The sequence below is a fragment of the Kitasatospora sp. NBC_01560 genome (assembly GCF_045208415.1).
GTDB lineage: Bacteria > Actinomycetota > Actinomycetes > Streptomycetales > Streptomycetaceae > Kitasatospora.
The window spans coordinates 5261737-5281618 of the sequence record NZ_CP109364.1 but is presented as its reverse complement, the minus strand read 5'-3'; the positions used below and the strand labels follow the sequence as shown (position 1 = coordinate 5281618).

Here is a 19882-nt window from a genome sequence, read left to right as displayed (position 1 = left end):
CCCCCCGGGGCGGGCTCAGACCTCGACCAGCACCTTGCCCCGGTTGGTCTCCCGGTCCAGGTAGAGGCTCCGGTAGGCCTGCGGGATGGCGTCGAAGCCCTTGTGGACCGTCTGGTGGTAGCGGATCTCCCCGCTCCGGACGAGTGCCCCGAGCTCCTCGTGCATCGCCGCCAGCCGCGGCCCGGTGAACCACTCCTGGGCGAAGATCCCGCGGATCGTGGTGCGCGGGAACATGATGTACGGCAGCAGCCGGGGCCCGGTCAGCTCGCCGTTCACCGTCGTCGCCCACTGCCAGCAGACGGCGACCTGGCTGTCCACGTTGAGCATGGTGAACACCGCGTCGGTGACCGACCCGCCGAGGTTGTCGAAGTACCGGTCGACCCCGTCGGGGGCGGCGAGCAGCAGCGCCTCGCGGACCGCCTCGGCGTCGTCCGCCCGGTCGTACAGCACCACCTCGTCGAAGCCGAGCTCCTTCAGGTGGGCGGCCTTGCCGGGCGAGCCGGTGGTGCCGACCACCCGGCCGGCGCCCGCGCGCCTGGCCAGCTGTCCGACCAGGGTGCCGATCGAGCCGGAGGCGCCGCTGATCACCACGGTGTCGCCGGGGCGGACGGTCATGAAGGTGGTCAGCGTGCCCCAGGCGGTCATGCCGGGGGCGCCCATGATGCCGAGCGCCGTGGAGAGCGGCAGCTGCTCGTCGTACCAGGCCGGGTCGAGCCGGCGGTAGGCCGGGAAGACCATCGGGAAGGCGCCGGTCCGCCAGACCTCCTCGGCGCCGTTGTGGACGACGTGGCTGCGCCAGCCGCCGAAGCCCTGGACGAGGTCGCCGACCCGGAACGCGGCCTCCGGCCCGGCCTCCAGCACCTCCAGGATCGAGTCGGCGCCCATGTGGTCGCCGAGCGGCGTCTCCAGCGCGAGGCCGTTCTGGTACGGGTCGACCGAGACGTACCTGGTCCGGAAGAGCATCTCGTCCGGGCGGAGGCTGATCCCGACCTCCTCGACCACCTTCTCGTAGACCCGGTTGACGTCCGGCACCCCGTCGAGGTGCTCGCGGACCACCCATTTCTCGATCTTCATGCCAGGGCCCCTGTCGTGACGGTGGTGGTGGACGGGATCTCGTCGGCCGGGCCGGCCGCCTGCTGCGGCGGACGGCCGACCGGGAGGATCAGATGGGTGGGCGGCGGCGCGCTCAGGTCGATCTCGGCGGTGAAGTCCACGCCGTCGTCCCGGCAGACGAACTGCATGACGTGCCGGCCGGCGGCGGCCGCCCGGATCAGGCCGCCGATGGTGGCCCAGACCCCGGAGAGGTAGAAGTTCGACAGGCCCGGCAGCACCGGGCCGCTCTTCTTGATCTCCTGCTCGACCGTCTCCGCCCCCTCCACGAAGGGGTTCCACCCGGGGAAGGTGCCGTCGTAGACCCCGGTGTAGCGGACCTGCGTGAGCGGGGTGGAGACGTCCGCGACGGCGACCGCGTCCCGGAAGCCGGGGAACCGCTCGTCCAGGAAGGAGACGATGCCGGCCCGGACCTTGCGCTTGGCCGCGGTGTACTCCCGCCCGTGCTTGACCGGCAGGGTGTGCAGCTCCTCGCCGCGCCGCACCCGGGAGGACTGCTCCGGGCCCTCGTGCAGCGCGCGCCAGGGCCCGATCTCGGAGAAGTAGGTGGCGAACACCACCGTGGAATCCCGGGGTGCCAGCTCCGGGTAGTGCCGGGTGCGGAACTGCACGTTCATGCTCGGGCAGCGGATGCCGGTCAGCTCGGCCGCCTCCCGCTCCGAGAGCAGGTAGGTGGTGCACGGGTCACCCTCGGGGAAGGGCTTGCGCAGGCCCAGGAAGAGCGAGACGTACCCCGGGGACAGCTGGCCCGGTTCGTCGATCAGCGAGGTGTAGAGCCGGCGGTAGGTGTCGTTCAGGTAGCGGCCCTTGAGCAGCTTCATCAGTGTGGTGTGGCCGTCGGCGGCGGAGACCACGATGTCCGCGCGGTACTCCCGGCCGTCACTGAGCCGGACGCCGACCGCCCGGTCGTCCTCGACCAGGATCTCCTCGACCTTGGCGTTGTAGGTGATCTCGCCGCCGAGCTTGCGGTAGCGCTCCTCCACCGACCGGGCCAGGCCCAGCGAGCCGCCCTCCGGCACCCCGGCGGCCTGGTTGGCGTGCGAGGCGAGCTGGAAGTAGAACGGCAGCACCGGGAAGGCCGGGTGCTTCTCGTAGAGGATGAAGTTGAACGCCTCGCGCAGCAGCGGGTCACGGAAGCGCTGCGCGTAGTCGGTCATCAGCACGGTGATCGACTTGCGGATGGTGTTGAAGTACGGGAGGAACGAGGCCAGCATCCGCCAGCGCTCGACCCGGCCCATCAGCCCGACCGGTTTGAGGAACGGGTAGACCGCCAGCGCCTTGCGGAAGGTCCGGATGCCGTTGCAGAACTCCCGCACCGGGGCGGCGTCGGCCGGGGAGATGTCCAGCAGGTGCGCCTCCAGCCGGTCCGGGTCGGAGTAGAAGTACACCGCCCGGCCGTCCCGGCCGCGGACGATGTTGAACGCGTCGAAGTGCCGCATCTCCTTGCCCTGGAGGGCGCCGAGCTCCAGCCAGATCTGGTACATCTCGTTGCCCGGGCCGTTGCCGAGCAGCCAGCTGATGCACCAGTCGAAGGTGAAGTCGCTGCGGTCCCAGCCGGTGCAGGAGCCGCCGGGGATCTCGTGCATCTCGAAGATCTGCGTACGGTACCCGTTCATCCGGGCGTAGCAGCCGGTGGAGAGGCCGCCGAGGCCGCCGCCGACGACGATCATCGTCTCCCGGCGGCGGCCTTCCGCGCCGCGTACCGTCGCGTCCCGTGCCGCTGTGCCCCGTGCCGATTCCCGTGCCACGTGCCTGGCCTTCCTCGTCGTCCTCGTCGTTGCCGTGGGGGTGGTCGCCCGGGTGGTCGCCGGGGTGGTCACCAGACCACCGGGAGCGCCTGGAGGCCGTTCACCATGGCGTCCGCCTTCCAGCGGAGCTCGTCCTCGGGGACGGCCAGCCGCAGCCCGGGCAGCCGGTCCAGCACCGTCTCGATGGCCACCTGGAGCTCCAGCCGGGCCAGGTGGGCGCCGATGCAGTAGTGCACGCCGTGCCCGAAGCCGATGTGCGGGTTGCCCGGGCGGTCCAGGACGAGCCGCTCCGGCTCCTCGAACACCGCCGGGTCCCGGTTGGCGGCGGCGGTGGCGATCATCACCGCCTCGCCGGCCCGGACGGTCACCCCGCCCAGTTCGACGTCGGCCGTGGCGTACCGGGGCAGGCTGAAGCCGGTGAGCAGCGGCACGTAGCGCATCAGCTCCTCGACGGCCTTCGGGATCAGCTCGGGCTTCTCCCGCAGGAGCCGCAGCTCCTTCGGGTTGACCAGGAGCTGGTGGAAGAAGTTGCCGATCTGGTTGGTGGTGGAGACGAAGCCGGCGATCAGCAGGTCGCAGGCGATCGAGAGCAGCTCGTCCTCGGTGATCAGGCCCTGCTCGCGGCAGGCCCGGACGAGCACGGTCAGCAGGTCCTCGCCGGGCTCGCGGCCGCGCAGGTCGAGCACGCCGGCCATGTACTCGATGAACGCCTGGCCCTCGACGGCGAGCACCGCGCCCGGGGTGACGGCGGAGAGCACCGTCTCGGCCCACTGCCAGAGCATCCGGTGGTCCTCGGCGGGGATGCCCAGCACCTCGCAGATGATGGTCGTCGGCATCGGGATGGCGAAGTCCTCGACGAGGTCGGCCGGGCCGCCCGCCGCCAGCACGGCGTCCACCAGCTCGTCGGCCAGCTCCCGGGCCCGGATGCGCAGCCGCTCGACCCGGCGGGCGCTGAACTCCCGGGCCACCAGCGAACGCAACCGGGTGTGCTCGGGCGGCTCGGTGGAGAAGAGGCCGGCGCCGGTCCGGGCGACCGGGCGCATCCGGGGCTGGTCCCGGCCCATCGCCTCGGCGAGGCTGAACCGCGGGTCGGCGAGCACCGTGCGGACGTCCTCGTAGCGGGTCACCAGCCAGGCGCCGTCGCCGTAGGGCAGCCGGATCCGGGCCAGTGGCTGGTCGCGCAACTCGGCGTAGCGCGGGTGGAGTTCGAGCCCGAGCGGCTCGAACGGGTAGGACAGCGGCGGGTGCTGCCTGAGCATGGGAGGGTCCACCTCTCGTGGGGCTGTGCCGGGCTTCGGCAACCGGGTACCGGTCTCAGGACGCACGGGCGGCACCCCCGGCGAGGATGTCCCGGGCCAGCCCGGCGTTGCGGGCGATGTACTCGTGGTCGAGCATCTCGGCGTGGGTGCCGAAGCCCCGGAACACGGCCGTCCCGGTGACCGAGCTGCCGTGCCAGGCGCCGTGCTGCCCGGCCGCGTAGAGGGCCACCTTGACGTCGTCGGAGATCACGCTGACCGGCGCGGTGATCACCCCGAGGTTGGGTGTCCGGCTGCAGAACTGCAGGTAGTCCCGGGCCTGTTCGCGAGTCTCCCGGGCGACGACGGCGGATCCGGTGTGCCGCTGGAGGTGCTCGGCGAGCTCGCGCTCGAAGGCCTGCACGTGCTCGTCGCCGAGGGTGAAGGACTCCGGGATCCGGTGCGAGTCCACGATCACCACGTTGGGCACCGCCCGGCCGCGCCGCTCCAGCTCCTTGGCCACCTCGAAGGCGAGGTTGCCGCCGAGCGAGTAGCCGAGCAGGGCGCACGGCCCGTCCGGCTGGATCGTCTCGACCAGGTCGGCGTAGCGGTCGACCTTGTCGTCCCCGGCCACGTAGTTGAAGGCCACCATCCGGTACTCCGGCAGGTGCGCCGCGAACTGCCGGTACACCAGGCCGTGTCCGCCGGCCGGCGGGAAGCAGAAGACGGTCTGCTGCTGCTCCTGGTTGAACCAGAGGTACGGCTGCGCGCCCTCGATCCGGCCGGTGACGATGTGCTCCACCGTCCGCGCCATCCCGTGCAGGGTGGTCACCTTGAACAGCTGGCTGACCGGGACGGTGATGTTGAACTCGTCCTGCAGGCCGTGGATCAGCTCGATCAGCCGGATCGAACTGCCGCCGCACTCGAAGAAGTCGTGCTGCAGGCCGGGCTCCTCGATGCCGAGCAACGCCCGCCAGTGCTCGGCCATCCGGACTTCGTAGAGGGTGACGGGTGGTTCGGCGGCCTGCTCGGCGGCGTCGGCCCGGGGCGCCGGCAGCGCGGCCACGTCCACCTTGCCGTTGGCGGTGAGCGGCAGGGCGGGCAGCTCGGTGACGTGCGTGGGGATCATGAAGGTCGGCAGGTAGCCGGCCAGGTGGCGGCGGAGCGCGCGCCGGTCCAGCGTCCGCCCGGGGGCGGGCACGCAGTACGCGCAGAGCACGTTCTCACCGGTGCCGTCCGGGCGGACGGCGACCACCGCCCGGTCCAGTTCGGGCCATGCGGCGAGCTGGGTCTCGATCTCGCCCGGCTCGATCCGGTGGCCGCGCACCTTGATCTGCGAGTCGGCCCGGCCGAGCAGGTGCACCCCGCCCTCCGCGTCCCAGCGGGCGAGGTCCCCCGTGCGGTAGAGCCGGACCGGGCGGGTGCCGTCGGCCCCGCCGAGCGGCAGGGTGACGAACCGGCGGGCGGTCTGCTCGTCGTCGCCGACGTAGCGCGTCGCCACCCCGGAGCCGCCGATCCACAACTCCCCCGGCACGCCGGGCGGGACGGGCCGGCCGTGGGCGTCCAGCAGGTAGAGCGTGCTGTTCGGGAAGGGCCGCCCGACCGGCACCGTCCGGCCGGGCTCCAGGCCGTCGGCAGGGCCCTCGAACCAGGCGCTGTCGATGGTCGCCTCGGTGAGGCCGTAGGAGTTGACCAGCCTGGTCCGCGGGCCGCAGAGCGCGCGCAGCCGCTGGTACTCCTCGACCTTCCAGACGTCCGAGCCGACCACCAGCAGCCGCATGAAGTCCAGCCGCTCACCGGAGCGTTCGCAGTGGTCCGCCACCGTCCGGACCACCGCGGGGACGAACTCGGCGGCGTCCACCCGCTCCGTCCGCATCACCTCGTGGAGCCGGGCGGTGTTGAGCAGCAGATCCCGGCCGACCAGCACCAGGGCGGCGCCCGAGCAGAGCGCGCGGACCACGTCCCCGGTGAAGACGTCGAAGGCCGGGCCGGCCATCTGGAGGTGGACCTTGACCTCCGTCTCCAGCCGGTACTCGGTGCGCCAGGCCCGGTAGGCCGAGGCGAGGCTCCGGTGCGGGACCTCGACCGCCTTGGGGCGGCCGGTGGACCCCGAGGTGTGGATCACGTACGCGGGTGCGTCGAGGTCGACGGGCTCGTCGGCGAAGCCGTCGGTGACGTCGTCGCCCGGCGCCTCCAGTTCGGCCGGACCGACCACCCGGACGGGCAGCCCGGCGAGCCGCCCGGCGTCCCCGACCAGCAGGCCGGCGCCGGTGTGCCCGACCAGGTACGCCAGCCGGTCGGCCGGGTGGGCCGGGTCGAGCGGCAGGTAGGCCGCGCCGGTGCGCAGCACCGCCAGCAGGGCGGTGATCAGCTCCGGCGACTTGTCCAGGCAGATCCCCACCACCGTGCCGGGCCCGGCACCGAGCGCGCGCAGCCGGGCGGCCGCCCGGCGGGAGCGCTCGGCCAGCTCCCCGTAGCCGAGCCGGGCGGTCGGGCCGGACTCCGCCGGGACGGCCACGGCGAGCGCGTCCGGAGCGGCCGCGGCGGCCCGCAGGATCAGCTCGTGCACCGGCTCCTCGTCCGCCGCCTCCTCGTGCGCGGCCCGCCGGGCGGCCCCGCTCCACTCCCGGAGCACCAGGGCCCGCTCCTCGCGCCCGAGCAGCTCCAGCCCGGTGGCCGGCCGGTCGGCGCCGGCGGTGGTCAGCCCGTCCAGCAGGTTGACGTAGTGGCCGGCCAGCCGGGCCACCGTCTCCGGCCGGTAGAGGTCGGTGTTGTACTTGAGGACGCAGTGGAACCGGCGCTCCGCCTCGTCCTCGTAGGCGGACAGGGTGAGGTCGAACTGACCCTCCTCCTCGGGGAGTTCGATGTACTCCAGGCGGTAGCCGTACTTCTCGGTGGCGACCTTGTGGTGGAGCAGGATGAACATCGCCTGGAAGACCGCCGAGCGGCTCGGGTCGTGCTGGAGCCCGAGCTTCTCCACCAGCAGGACGAACGGGTACTCCTGGTTGTCCAGCCCGCCCAGCACGGTGGTGCGGACCAGTGCCAGCAGCTCGGCCACGGTCGGCGCACCGGCCAGCGAGACGTGCAGCGGCAGCGGGTTGACGAAGTAGCCGTAGACCCCGGCGAACTCCTCGTCCGTCCGGCCGGTCACCGGGCTGCCGACGACGATGTCGTCCTGGCCCGAGTACGCGTGCAGCAGCAGGTAGTAGGCGCCGAGCAGCACCATGAAGACCGTGACGTTGTGCTCGCGGGCCAGCGCGTGCACCCGGGCGCTCAGCTCCTCGTCCAGGACGAAGAACTCGGAGGCGCCGTTGTGCGTCTGCACCGGCGGACGCGGCTTGTCGGTGGGCAGGCCGAGCACCGGCACCTCGGCGGGCAGGTGCGAGCGCCAGTACTCCAGCATCCGCGGCGCCTCGCGGCCCGCCAGGAACTCGTTCTGCCGGTTGAGGAAGTCCAGGTAGCGGGCGCCGACCGGGGGCAGTTCGGGCATCCGGCCCTGCCGCAGCCCCTCGTAGACGGCGAGCAGCTCCTCGATGAAGGTGAAGGTGGAGATCGCGTCCGAGACGATGTGGTGGACGGCCTTCATGATCACCCAGCGCTCCGGACCGCGCCGGAACAGCCGGAACCGCACCAGCGGGTCGCGCTCCAGGTCGTACGGCTTGCGGTACTCGCGGACGATCAGGTCGTGGATCGCCGGCCAGTCCAGGCCCTCGACGTCGAACACCGCGAAGTCCGGCTCGCCCGCGGCGGAGATCCGCTGGACGGGCCGGCCGGCGTCGAGCACGAAGTTGGCCCGCAGGCTGGGGTGCCGCTCGACCATCGCCCGGAAGGCGGCGGCCATCAGCTGCGGCTCCAGCTCCACCCGCACCTCGACCGCGCCGCCGATGTTGTAGGCGAAGCCGTCCGGGTTGAGCTGCTTGAGGAACCAGAGCGCCTTCTGGTTCTGCGTCAGCGGGTGGTTCGCAGCGTCCTCGTACCGCACCACCCCGGCTCCCGCGGCGGCGCCGCCGCCGTCCTCGATCAGCTCGGCCGCACCGGCGTGCAACTGCTCGACCAGCGCGGCCACCGGCGCGTCGGAGAGCAGCGCCACCACCGGGAGGGCGGTGCCGAGTTCGGTGTTGAGCCGGGCCCGCAGCTCCATCGCCAGCAGCGAGTCGAGACCGAGGCCGCTCAGGCCGGCGCCGGGGCCGATCTGCTCGGCCGGCACCCGCAGCACCGCCGCCGCCAGCGCGGTGAACCGCTCGGTGAGCAGCTCCCGGCGCTCCGCGTCGCCGGCCGCCCGCAGCGCCTCCAGCAGGCTGCTCCGGCGCGGCGCCGGGGCGGTCTCCCGGGCGGCGGCCGCCAGGTCGGCGACCAGCGGCGGCGGGGCCGGGTACCAGGAGAGGAAGACCGGCCAGTCGACCACGGTGGCGACCAGCAGCTGGGCGCGGTCCTGCCCGAGCACCCGCTCCAGCACGGCCATCCCGGCCTCGGGCGCGAGCGAGCTCATGCCGCGGCTGTTGCGGTAGTGGTCGATCAGGCCCAGCTCCTCGATCATGCCGGTGGCCCACGGGCCCCAGTCGAGGCTGAGCGCGGGCAGGCCGAGCGCCCGGCGGTGGTGCGCCAGCGCGTCCAGGAAGGCGTTCCCGGCCGCGTAGTTGGTCTGGCCGGCGGTGGTGAGCAGCGAGGCGATCGAGGCGAACAGCACGAAGTGGTCGAGCGGTTCACCGGCGAGCTGCCGGTGCAGGGCGAACGCGCCCAGCACCTTGGGCCCGTGGACGGCGTCGAACACCTCGCGGTCCAGCTCGGGCACCAGGGTGTCGCGGACCTGCCCGGCCAGGTGGAAGACGCCGCGGACCGGCGGCGACTCCAGCGCCCGGTACTCGGCCAGCCAGGCCGCCAGCGCCGCTTCGTCCGTGACGTCGAGCGCCGCCGGGACGGGCTGGGCGCCGAGCAGCTCCAGCTCGCGCAGGAAGGCGACGCTCCGCCCGGCCGGACTCGCCGGGTCGAGGCCGCGCCACCGCTCGCGCGGCGGCAGCGGGCTGCGGCCGACCAGGATCAGCCGGCGGGCACCGCGGCGCACCAGGGTGCGGCAGAGCAGCCGGCCGAGGGCGCCGAACGCGCCGGTCACCAGGTAGGCGCCGTCCGGGCGCAGGCTGGGCGGCAGCGGCCCGGTCAGCCCCTCGGCCGGGCGCAGCCGGCTGGTCAGCCGGCGGCCGGGGCGCAGCGCGATCTCGTCCTCGTCGGCGAGCCCGAACTCGCGCAGCAGCGCGGCCGCCTCCTCGGCGGGCCCGGTGACGGGCGGGGTGGCCGCCTCCTCGGCGGTCCCGGTAGCGGCCGGACCGGCCGGGCCGAGGTCGATCAGCTTGCCGGGGTGGCCGGGCAGCTCCTGGTGGCGCAGCACCCGGCCGATTCCCCAGGCGGGCGCGCCGAGCGGCTCGACCGGCTCGCCGGGCACGGTGGCCTGGGCGGTGCGGGTGACGATGTGCAACCGGGCGTCCGGCAGTTCCCCGGGCAGCACGGCGGCGAGCGCGACCAGGCTGTACGCGCCCGCGCCGGTGTGCCCGGCCACCGCGGCGCGGTCGGCGCCGGCCAGCTCGGGCCGGTCGAGGTTCCAGAGGTGGACGACGGCGGCCGGGTCGGGGGCACCGGCGGCCCGCTGGTCGGCCAGCAGCCGGCGGAGGTCGTCGGCGGAGCCGGGCTCGACGGTGGCCGCGGCGCCTGCGGCCTCTGCGGCGCCTGCGGTACCTGCACCGGCGGGCCGGTAGCCGGTGCCGGGGCGGACCAGCCGGCAGCTGCCGCCGCGGGCGGTGATCAGGGCGGCCAGTTCGACCGCGACGCCCCCGGCGTCGGCGAACAGCAGCCAGTGGTCGGGGTGTTCGGCCAACAGGTCGGGGGTGTCGGCAGGCTCCGGCAGCTCCGTCCAGACCGGCTCGGCGAGCCAGCCGTCGATGGTGGCGAGGCCGACGGCCGTGGAGGCCTTCTCCACGTCGGCCGCCCGGAAGTCGGTGACGGCGCCGAGCGGCCGACCGTCCTCGTCGTAGACGGCGATGTCCCCGACCAGTTCGTCCCCGCCGTCGCGGGTCACCGTGGCGTGCACCCAGAGCGGGCGCTCGCCGGTCGCCTCCAGCCGGGCCTCACCGATCGCCAGCGGCAGCTTGATCCCCGTCCCGGCCGGGCCGTCCCGCAGCAGCTGGGGCGTCAGCAGGGTCTGGAAGAAGGCGTCCATCAGCACCGGGTGTACCTGGTGGCCGGCGCCCTGCCCGGCGATCGCCGCCGTCGGCCGGACGGCGGCCAGTGCCTCGCCGGGGCCGATCCACACCTCGTGGATGCCCTGGAAGGCCGGGCCGTAGTGGTAGCCGAGCGCGGCCAGCGCGGCGTAGCAGTCGGGGCCGGCCAGGTGGCGGGCGGCGCGCTCCCGGACTGCTCCGGCGTCCAGCCGGTGGCCCGGCCGGCTCCGGCGCTGGGCGGGGCGGACGACACCGGTGGCGTGCACGGTGCGCTCGGAGCCGTCCGCCGTACCGGTGCTGATGGTGAAGGCGCCGTTCTCGGCGGAGAGGGTGAGCCGGACGGCCCGGCTCGCGTCGTCCGGCAGGAAGAGCGCCTTGCGCAGCTCGACGCCGGCCAGCGCCGCGTCGGTGCCGCCGGTCAGCGAGCGGACGGCCTGGACGGCCATCTCCAGGTAACCGGCCGCGGGGAAGAGCACCTGGCCCTGGATCCGGTGGTCCTCCAGGTAGGGCAGTGCCTCGGCGTCCAGCCGGGCCTCCCAGGCCGGCTCGCCCCCCGGCACCCGGCGGCCGAGCAGCGGGTGGTCCTGCCGGCCCTGCCGGACCAGCTCGACCGCGCGGGGCTCGACCCAGTGCCGGTCCCGCCGGAACGGGTAGCGCGGCAGCGGGACGGGCCGCCCGGCCGGCTGGAGCACCGACCAGTCGACCCCGACGCCGAGGTTGTGCAGGGCGGCCAGCGAGGCGGTGAAGGTGAGCCGCTCGTCCTCCTGCCGCCGGATCGAGGCCAGCGTGCAGACCTCCGGCCGGTCGGCGTCGCCGGAGCGGGCCTCCACCGCCGCCCGGCGCGCCTCCACCGTCTCCTGGATCGACCGGCCCAGGACGGGGTGCGGCCCGAGCTCCAGGAAGAGGCTGAAGCCGTCGTCCGCGAGCCGCTCGACCGCCTGCTGGAAGCGGACGCTGTCCCGGACGTTGCGCCACCAGTAGCCGGCGTCCAGCTCGGTGCCGTGCGCCGTGCCCTCCTGACCGGTGAGGTACAGCGGCACCTGCGCGGGCTTGGCCTTGAGATCGGCCAGCGACTCCAGCAGCTCGTCCTTGATCAGTTCCATCCGGGCGCTGTGGTACGGCACTTCGACCGTCAGCGGACGGGCGAAGACCTGCTCGGCGGTGAGCGCCTCGGCCAGCTCGGCGAGCACCGCCGCGTCCCCGGCGAGGGTGAGCGAGGTCGGGCTGTTGATCGCGGCCACCGAGACGGCGTCCCCGTACGGGCGGATCCGGCGGAGGGCTTCGGCCTCGGTCAGCGCGACGGCCAGCATGCCGCCGGTACCGGCCAGCTGCTGCTGCAGCCGGCTACGGTGCACGACCACCTTGACCGCGTCGGCCAGGTCGTAGACGCCGGCCTGGTGGAAGGCGGCGACCTCGCCGGTGCTGTGGCCGACGACGGCGTCCGGGCGGACGCCGCGGCTGCGCCAGAGCGCGGCCAGGCCGGTCTGGACGGCGAAGTTGGCGGGCTGGGCGAGCCAGGTCCGGGCCATCCGGGAGTCCGCCTCGTCGGCGGCCAGCTCGGCGGTCAGGGACCAGCCGGTGAGCCCGGCGAGGTGCTCGGCGCACTCCTCGACGGCCTCCCGGTAGACCGGCTCGGTCGCGAACAGCTGCCGGCCCATCGCCCACCACTGCGGGCCCATGCCGGTGAAGACCCAGGCCAGCCGGCGGTGCCGGGCCTCCCGCCGGCGTCCGGTCAGCACCCGGGGGTGCGGCTCGCCGCGCAGGTAGGCGGTGAGCGCCTCGTCCAGCGACTCCCGGGAGTCGTGCACCACGGAGAGCCTGGCGTCCAGGTGCTGGCGCCGGTGGGCCAGCGTGTGGCCGAGGTCCGCGAGACGGGCCGGGCTGCCGCCGCGGACGCCGGCCAGCTCGTCCTGGATGCCGGCGGCCAGCTCGGGCAGAGCGGCGGCGTCGCGGGCGGTGAGCGGCAGGATGGTGAGGGGCGGCGGGGACGTAAGCGGCGGGGTGGTCGCGGATGTCGGCTCGGGTGCCTGGCCGGGTACCGGCTCGGGAGCGGGCTCGGGGGCGGGCTCGGGGGCGGCCTCCAGCAGGACGTGGGCGTTGGTGCCGCCGAACCCGAAGGAGTTGACGCCCGCCCTGGCCGGCCCCCGGTGCGCCGGCCAGGGCGTGGGCTCGACCGGGATCCGGAACGGCAGCGTGGCCGGGTCGATCGCCGGGTTGAGCGTCTCCAGGTTGATGTGCGGCGGGATCAGCCGGTGCTTGAGCGCGAGCGCCGACTTGATCAGCCCGGCCAGGCCGGAGGCCGATTCGGTGTGCCCGATGTTGGTCTTGACCGAGCCGACGTAGCAGGCGTCGCCCGGGCGGCGGCCGACCGCGAGCGCCCGCGCCAGCGCGTTCGCCTCGATCGGGTCGCCGACCGGGGTGGAGGTGCCGTGCGCCTCCACGTACTGGAGGCTGCCCGGCACGATCCCGGCCTCCGCGCAGACCCGCTCGATCAGCGTCACCTGGGCGTCCGGGTTCGGCACGGTGATGCCGTTGGTCCGCCCGTCCTGGTTGACCCCGCTGCCGATGATGACGGCGTGCACCGGGTCGCCGTCCCGGACGGCGTCGGAGAGCCGCTTGAGCGCGACCACCGCGACGCCCTCGGCCCGCACGTAGCCGTCCGCGGCGGCGTCGAAAGTGCGCGAGCGGCCCTCCGGGGAGAGGAACCCGCCCTTGGTCTCGGCGATGGTGTACTGCGGCGCGATGTGCAGCAGCGTGCCGCCGGCCAGCGCGAGGTCGGTCTCCCCGCGGAGCAGGCTCTGGGCGGCGAGGTGGACGGCGACCAGCGAGGAACTGCACGCGGTGTCGAGGGAGACGCTGGGGCCGCGGAAGTCGAAGCAGTGCGAGATCCGGTTCGACACCATCGTCATCATCGTGCCGGTGGCGGTGTGCGCCGCCAGGCTCTCGAAGGAGAGGTCCGAGAACTGCACGATCTTGTAGTCCAGGGTGAACGCGCCCACGTAGACGCCGACGTCACGCCCCGCCAGCTCGGCGGGCTTCTGCCCGCCGTCCTCCAGCGCCTCCCAGGCGACCTCCAGCAGCTTCCGCTGCTGCGGGTCCATGTGGTCGGCCTCGCGGCCGCTGATCCCGAAGAACGCCGGGTCGAACTCGTCGAACCCGTCGATGTAGCCGCCCCGGCCGCCGACCAGCCGCCCCGGCTTGGCCTTGTCCCGGCTGCCCAGGGTGGCCACGTCGTAGCGGCTGCGCGGGGTCGGGGTGATGCAGTCCTTCCCCTCGACCAGGTTCTGCCAGAACGAGCGGTGGTCGTTGGCCCCGCCCGGCAGCCGGCAGCCGATGCCGATGATCGCGATCCGCTCCGGACCACCGGCCGGACCGTCGGCCGGACCGTCGTGAGCGGCGCTACCGGCATGACCGGCGCGGACGGCGGCGGTGGCGGCACCGGCAGTGGAGGTGGTGGAGGCGGTGGAGGCGGTGGACGAGAAGCCGGGGAGCGCGGAGCCGGTGGGAGCGGAGCCGGCGCGTGCTGGGGAGTCGGCGGGATCGGGTGCTGCGGGATCGGGTGCTGCGGCGGGGCTTGAATCCGTCATGGTCGAGTCCTTGTGTCGCTGCGTTCGCGCGCGCGGCGGATACGTGGGAGGGCCGCACGGGCAGGGGGACGGCGGCCGTGATCCGGCGCCGGGCAGGCCGAGAGCCGGACCGGCCGGGGGCGGGCAGGCCGGAGGGAGCCGACCGACGGACGGGCAGTCGGGCGGCGGGCGGCCACGATCGGGTGACCGGGCGGGCAGTGGGTCGGGGGACGGCCGCAGGGGCCTGCGTCAGGAGTGGGCGTCGTCGGATGGCATCGTGGAGGGGCAGGCCTGTTCGGCGGCGGTCAGGCCGGGACGTCGTTGGCCCGGGCAGGCCGACGCCAGGGCTGGAGATGGCTGGCGAGCACCGCTTCCGTCCTGGGGAACTCGGACGGGCGTTGCAGCCCCACCGCGGCCGGCCGGAGACCGGGCCGCCAGGTGAAACTGCCGAAGACGTGGTCCCAGACCGAGAGGTCGGAGCCGTAGTGCCCGGCCTCCGCCAGGTCCACGCTGTGGTGCAGGCGGTGCTGCTCCGGGCCGGCGAAGACGTGGTTCAGCGCGCCGATCCGGACGTCGACGTTGGCGTGCACGAAGTAGCCCTGGGCGACCACGAACAGGCCGACCACGAAGACCGATTCGGCCGAGAAACCCGCCAGCGCCAGGGAGAGTTGCACCGCGCCCTGGGTGAGCAGCACGTCGAGGACGTGGTTGACCCCGTTGTTGGCGACGTTGACCTTCGCGGGCACGTGGTGCACCCCGTGCAGCCGCCAGAGCCAGGGGTTGGTGTGGCTCCACCGGTGCATCAGGTAGTTGGCCAGCGAGCCCAGCAGCAGAGCCGCCGGGATCTCCGCCCAGAGCGGCAGCGTCGGATGCGGCGGCGCCAGCCGCCCGACCGCGGCCGCCACCGGCACCTGGGCCAGCGCTCCGCCGACCATCGTGAGCACGAAGTAGACGCCGTACCAGCCCCACTCGGCGAGCACCGGCTGCCATTCAGGTTCGTACGGAATCAACCATTCCAGCACCGTCAGACAGCCGATGACGCCGACCAGGAAGAACTGGCTCGTCCGCCCGAGATCCCACCGCCAGCGCAGGGCCGCGACCGATATCGACACGACAGTGATCAGCAAGGTCGGATATGCGACATGACGCAGCACGCTGCGCAGGTACGCCCCCACGGCCACCCCCTTCGCCGTCCGGCATTGGACGATCACCGAAAGCAATCGTTCCGATACTAACGGTGGCCGGAAGGCGATGCGAGTGATTTTGGAAAAGAATCACAAGCGCCGCTTTTTGTCGGATAATCGGTAGGCAAACTATCGGCCGCTTTGGCGAAGAATACGAGCAAATACCTTCGATCATCGGATCAGCAGACCGGCGCGTTTGACGCTCCGGACCACCGGCGCCGTCTCCAGCGAACCGACCCCCTCCAACGCGCCCAGCCGGTCCGTCAGGTAGCCGTAGAACGACTCGACGTCCCGGCAGACCAGACTCGCCACCAGGTTCGCCGGCCCGGTGGTCGCGGCGGCGAACCCCACCTCCGGGTGGCTCGCCAGCTCCTGGGCGACGGCCGTCAGCCGGCCCGGAGCCACCGTCAGCCAGCAGAACGCCTCCACCTCGAAGCCGAGCAGCCGGGTGTCCACGTCCACGTCGAAGTAGAGCAGTCCGGACCGGGTCAGCGCGGCCAGCCGCCGCCGCACCGTCGACTCCGGCCCCCCGGTCCGGGCCGCCAGCTCGGCGAGCGGCGTCCGCCCGTCGGCCGCGAGCGCCACCAGCAGCGCCCGGTCCAGCTCGCCCGGGAGAGCCACGCCGGCCCCTCCCGCCGACGCCGCCGCCGACCCGTCCGCCCCCGCTCCCGCCCCCTCCCCCGGTTCCGACCCCACCGCCGCCGACCCGGCGTCGGCCCGCGCGGCCGCCCGCAGCGCGGCCACCTGCGCGGCACTCAGCGCCTCGGTGCGCCCGCCCCACGCCGCCGTCCCGCCGACGAAGGTCCGCAGCAGGTAGTGGGCGCTGACCGAGAGCACCCGCGGCGTCCGCGGCAGCTTGCCGAGCAGCAGCTCCTCCCGGTCCGGCCGGGCCGGCGACCTGGTCACGCAGACGATCTCGCCGCCGCCCGACAGCATGCTCACCCACGAGGTCTCCGGCCGCCGGGCCAGCGCCCCGGCGATCGCCGCCGCCGCGTCCGGCACGCAGCTGACCCTGGTCAGCCAGTCCACCTCACCGAGCACCCGGGCGTCGGTCCGCCCGACCACCCGCAGCACGTCGTCGGCGCGCAGCCGGTGGTAGCGCCGGGCCACCGTCCGGTCGGAGACCCCGAGCACCTGGGCGATCCGGCGGAACGGCGCCCGGCCGTCCACCTGCAGGGCGTGCAGCAGTGCGCGATCCAGCTCGTCCAGCGTCACGGTTTCCACCGGACGGACGCTACCCGGTGTCGCATTCCGCCGGATCAGGGTTTCTTCGCGACGCGGCTCCGGCTCCCGCCCGAAGCTGGCGGAGCCCCGGCCGACCGGGCCGGGCACCGGAGCGAGGAGTACGGGGATGCGCAAGTGGTGGCCGCTGGTGGCCGTCAGCCTGGGGGTGTTCATGTTGCTGACCGACGTCAGCATCGTGATCGTGGCCCTGCCGGACATCGGCACCGGGCTGGGCATGGACTTCGCCGGGCTGCAGTGGGTGCTGGACGGCTACGCGCTCGCGCTGGCCGCCCTGCTGCTCGGCCTCGGCGCCCTCGCCGACCGGCACGGCCGGCGGCGGGTCTACACGGTGGGGCTGGCCGTCTTCGCCCTGGCCTCGCTGGCCTGCGGCCTCGCGCCGAACGGCCCGGTCCTGGTGGCCGCGCGGGTGGTCCAGGCGGTCGGCGGGGCGGCCATGTTCGCCACCGCGATGGCCCTGCTCAACCTCGCCTACCAGGGGCGCGACCGGGCCGTGGCCTTCGGCGTCTGGGGCGCGGTCAGCGGCGCCGCCGCCGCGACCGGGCCGGTGGCCGGCGGCCTGCTGACCGAGTACCTGGGCTGGCGGTCGATCTTCCTGGTGAACCTGCCGCTCAGCGTCGCCGCCGTGGCACTCGCCCTGCGCACCCTGCCCGAGTCCCGCAACCCCGCCGCCCGCCGGACCGACCTGCCCGGCGCCGCCGCCTTCACCGTCGCGGCCGGCGCACTCGTCCTGGTGCTGGTCCGCGGCGGCGCCGAGGGCTGGACGTCGGTGCCGGTCCTCGCCCTGGCCGCGCTCGCCGCCACCGCCCTCGCCGCGTTCCTGCTGATCGAGGCACGCAGCCCGCACCCGCTGCTGGACCTCGCGCTGTTCCGCCGCCCGTCGTTCACCGGCGTCCTGCTCTGCGGCCTGCTCTACTCCGCCGCGGCCTTCTCCTACCTGCCCTACACCTCGCTGTGGCTGCAGGCGGTGCTCGGCCGGAGCCCGCTGGCCGCCGGGCTCACCCTGCTGCCGATGAGCGCCGTCGCCTTCGTCGTCTCCGCGGCCGCCGGCCGCCGGCTCGCCACCCTGCCGGCCGCACTCCCGCTCGGGGGCGGCCTCGCGGTGATCGGCGCCGGCGGGCTCCTCCAGTGCACACTCGACGGCTCCTCCGGGTGGGCGGCCCTGCTGCCCGGCCTCGCGCTGACCGGTCTCGGCGCCGGCGCGGTCAGCCCGGTGCTGGCGGCGAGCGCGATGGCGGCCGTCCCGCCCGAGCGCGGCGGCATGGCGGGCGGCGCCCTGAACACCTTCCGCCAACTGGGCCAGGCCCTCGGCATCGCGGTCTTCGGCCTGGTCCTGCACCACGGGCTGCGGTCCGCCCTGACCGGGCCCCCCGCCGTCCCCGACCCGGCCGCCGCCGCCCGGGCCCTCAGCACCGGCCGGATCCCGGACGGCGCCCCCGAACCGCTGGTCCGGACGGCCTTCGCCACCGCACTGGACCACACCATGCTGGTCGCGGCGCTCACCGCCCTGGCGGGCGCGGCCCTGGTGGCGGTCCTGCTCCGGCCGCGGCCCGGAGCCGGAGCCGGAGCCGGGGCAGGGGCCGGCGCCCCCGGGTCAACGGACGCCCAGCCGCCAGCCGGTCCGGTGGGTGTCCTCGACGAGCACCAGGGCACCCGGGCCTAGCCCGACCGCCCGGGAGGCACGGCAACGTCGCGCTCCACTCGGTGAGCGCCTCGGTCGTCCTCGGCGACGCGGGAACGGCGTTGGAAGCCGCCCAGCCCCTGATGCGCAGACGTATCCCGGTCCCCGAGCGCCGGGCGGCACTGTGGGTGGAGACTGCACGGGCCTACAGCCAGCAGGGCAGACTGGCCGAGGGATACAAAGCGCTCAGGATCGCGGAGAGCTGTGCCTCGGAGGACATCCGCCGACGGCCCAGCGTGCTGGAGCTGGCCGGTGACATGGCCGCTCGCGACCGGCGCGGTGCCGTCCCGGAGCTTCGCCGTTTCTGCCAGGAGTTGGGAGTCCAGGTTTGACCGAGCACCGCGAGCCGTTCCTCTACGTCGTCGTCTGCGCGTCGGGCATCGCCGACGGAGTGGGCGAACTGATCACCGCTGCCCATGCCGAGGGCTGGGGAGTCGGCGTGATCGCGACCCCGAACGGGCTCGGATTCATAGACCAGGAAGCCGTCGAAGCCCAGACCGGCTACCCGATCCGCTCCGCCTGGCGCACCCCCAGCATCCCCCAACCGCTGCCCCCGGCCGACGCCATCGCCGTCGCCCCGGCCACCTTCAACACCATCAACAAGTGGGCCGCCGGCATCTCCGACACCCTCGCGCTCGGCATCCTCTGCGAGGCGTACGGCCTCGGCATCCCCGTGGCCGTCCAGCCCTACGTCAACTCCGCCCAAGCCGCGCACCCCGCGTACGCGGAGAGCCTCACCCGTCTCCAGTCGATGGGCGTCCTGATCGGCAACTACGTCCCCCACAAGCCCAAGGCCGGCGGGGGACGGGACAAGTACAGCTGGACCCATGTCCTCGATCTACTCCGCCCCGCGGCAGCCTCGTCAGTGGGAAGCAGCCGGTCCCGCGCAAACGGCAACGGGTGAAGCCTTCCGGGCGGCGCCCGGGGCCGGATACAGCAAAAGCCCCAGGTCACGGCGAGTGAGTCCTGGGGCTTCTACAGAGCCGCCTTCGGGATTCGAACCCGAGACCTACGCATTACGAGTGCGTTGCTCTGGCCAACTGAGCTAAGGCGGCGCCGCCACGCTCGGCGTGGCAACGCGGGCCAGTCTACACAGGTTTCGGGGGTGATCCGTACCCGGTTGCCGGAGGGCGGTCAGGCGGCGGTCAGGCGGAGGAGACGGCGAGCTTGGCGGCGAAGCCGGCGAAGAGGACGGCGACGCCGCTGGTGAGGCCCGCGGAGAGGCGCTTGCGGCGGCGGAAGGCGGTGGCGAGGGTGGTGCCCGCGAAGATCAGCATGGAGAGGTAGAGCAGGCTGAAGGTCTGCAGGATGCCGCCGAGGAGGGCGAAGGAGAGCGCGGGCTGCCCGTAGGTGGGATCCACGAACTGGGTGAAGAAGGAGAGCAGGAAGAGGATCGCCTTCGGGTTCAGCAGGCTGATCACCAGGGCCCGGCGGAACGGGCGCTCGGTGGAGTCGGCGGCCGGGGCGGCGTCGGGGTCGGCGGTGAGGGCGGTGCGGTGCTCGCGCCAGAGCTGTCGGGCGGCGCGGAGCATGCCGACGCCGATCCAGAGCAGGTAGGCGGCGCCGCCGAACTTCACGACGGCGAAGACGGCCGGGTTGGCCGCCAGCAGCGAGGCGGCGCCCAGCGAGGTGAGGCTGATCAGGGTGAAGTCGCCGACGAAGACGCCCGCGGCGGCGGTGTAGCCGGTCCGGACGCCCTTGCGGGCGGCGACGGACAGCACGTACAGGGAGTTGGGGCCGGGGAGGAGGATGATGACGAGGGCGCCGAGGATGTACGTCGCCAGGTCGGTGACTCCGAGCACGGTGGGGCTCCGGTGAGGGTGGCGGGTGGCAGGGGGCGCTCATCGTAACTTCGCACCGGCCGACAGTTGAAGCGGAAATCATCGGCCGCCCCGCCCCGGCCCGCC

Annotated in this window: 9 protein-coding genes, 1 tRNA gene and 1 pseudogene; 3 read left to right on the top strand and 8 right to left on the bottom strand. The window is 73.9% G+C overall.

What is annotated here, in order from left to right; all coding sequences use genetic code 11:
- Positions 1 to 15: 15 nt before the first annotated feature.
- The 6 genes from OH807_RS23085 to OH807_RS23060 all read right to left on the bottom strand — a co-directional run bounded on the left by OH807_RS23085 (position 16) and on the right by OH807_RS23060 (position 16276).
- Complete coding sequence (locus tag OH807_RS23085; RefSeq protein ID WP_406201996.1) at positions 16 to 1074, bottom strand: MDR family NADP-dependent oxidoreductase; 1059 nt, start codon at positions 1072 to 1074, stop codon at positions 16 to 18.
- Positions 1071 to 2780 (bottom strand): phytoene desaturase family protein, encoded by a 1710-nt coding sequence (locus OH807_RS23080; protein WP_406201993.1) that lies wholly within the window; start codon positions 2778 to 2780, stop codon positions 1071 to 1073. The genes OH807_RS23085 and OH807_RS23080 overlap by 4 nt, the downstream gene beginning before the upstream one ends.
- Positions 2781 to 2926: 146 nt before the next feature.
- Positions 2927 to 4117 (bottom strand): cytochrome P450, encoded by a 1191-nt coding sequence (locus OH807_RS23075; RefSeq protein ID WP_406201990.1) that lies wholly within the window; start codon positions 4115 to 4117, stop codon positions 2927 to 2929.
- 55 nt (positions 4118 to 4172) lie between these two features.
- The gene (locus OH807_RS23070) at positions 4173 to 13889 is read right to left on the bottom strand and encodes an amino acid adenylation domain-containing protein (protein WP_406201987.1); all 9717 of its coding nucleotides are present in this window, start codon (positions 13887 to 13889) and stop codon (positions 4173 to 4175) included.
- A 284-nt stretch (positions 13890 to 14173) separates the two neighbouring features.
- Positions 14174 to 15076, bottom strand: a complete 903-nt coding sequence (locus OH807_RS23065) for a sterol desaturase family protein (RefSeq protein WP_406211132.1) — start codon at positions 15074 to 15076, stop codon at positions 14174 to 14176.
- A 147-nt stretch (positions 15077 to 15223) separates the two neighbouring features.
- Positions 15224 to 16276, bottom strand: coding sequence for an Lrp/AsnC family transcriptional regulator (locus OH807_RS23060; protein WP_406201985.1), 1053 nt, complete (start codon positions 16274 to 16276; stop codon positions 15224 to 15226).
- A 127-nt stretch (positions 16277 to 16403) separates the two neighbouring features.
- Between OH807_RS23060 and OH807_RS23055 the strand changes: the two genes are divergently transcribed.
- From OH807_RS23055 to OH807_RS23045, 3 genes and pseudogenes are all read left to right on the top strand, one after another.
- Complete coding sequence (locus tag OH807_RS23055; protein WP_406201983.1) at positions 16404 to 17957, top strand: MFS transporter; 1554 nt, start codon at positions 16404 to 16406, stop codon at positions 17955 to 17957.
- Between the two features lie 23 nt (positions 17958 to 17980).
- A pseudogene (locus tag OH807_RS23050) lies at positions 17981 to 18307 on the top strand (transcriptional regulator); the annotation flags it as partial.
- Complete coding sequence (locus OH807_RS23045) at positions 18304 to 18879, top strand: flavoprotein (protein ID WP_406201980.1); 576 nt, start codon at positions 18304 to 18306, stop codon at positions 18877 to 18879. The pseudogene OH807_RS23050 and the gene OH807_RS23045, both read left to right, overlap by 4 nt.
- 77 nt (positions 18880 to 18956) lie before the next feature.
- Here OH807_RS23045 and OH807_RS23040 read toward each other — a convergent pair.
- Both OH807_RS23040 and leuE read right to left on the bottom strand, forming a co-directional pair.
- A tRNA-Thr gene (locus tag OH807_RS23040) sits at positions 18957 to 19030 on the bottom strand.
- Between the two features lie 90 nt (positions 19031 to 19120).
- On the bottom strand, positions 19121 to 19777 hold the full coding sequence (gene leuE, locus OH807_RS23035; RefSeq protein ID WP_406201978.1) for a leucine efflux protein LeuE: 657 nt from the start codon (positions 19775 to 19777) through the stop codon (positions 19121 to 19123).
- Positions 19778 to 19882 lie beyond the last annotated feature (105 nt).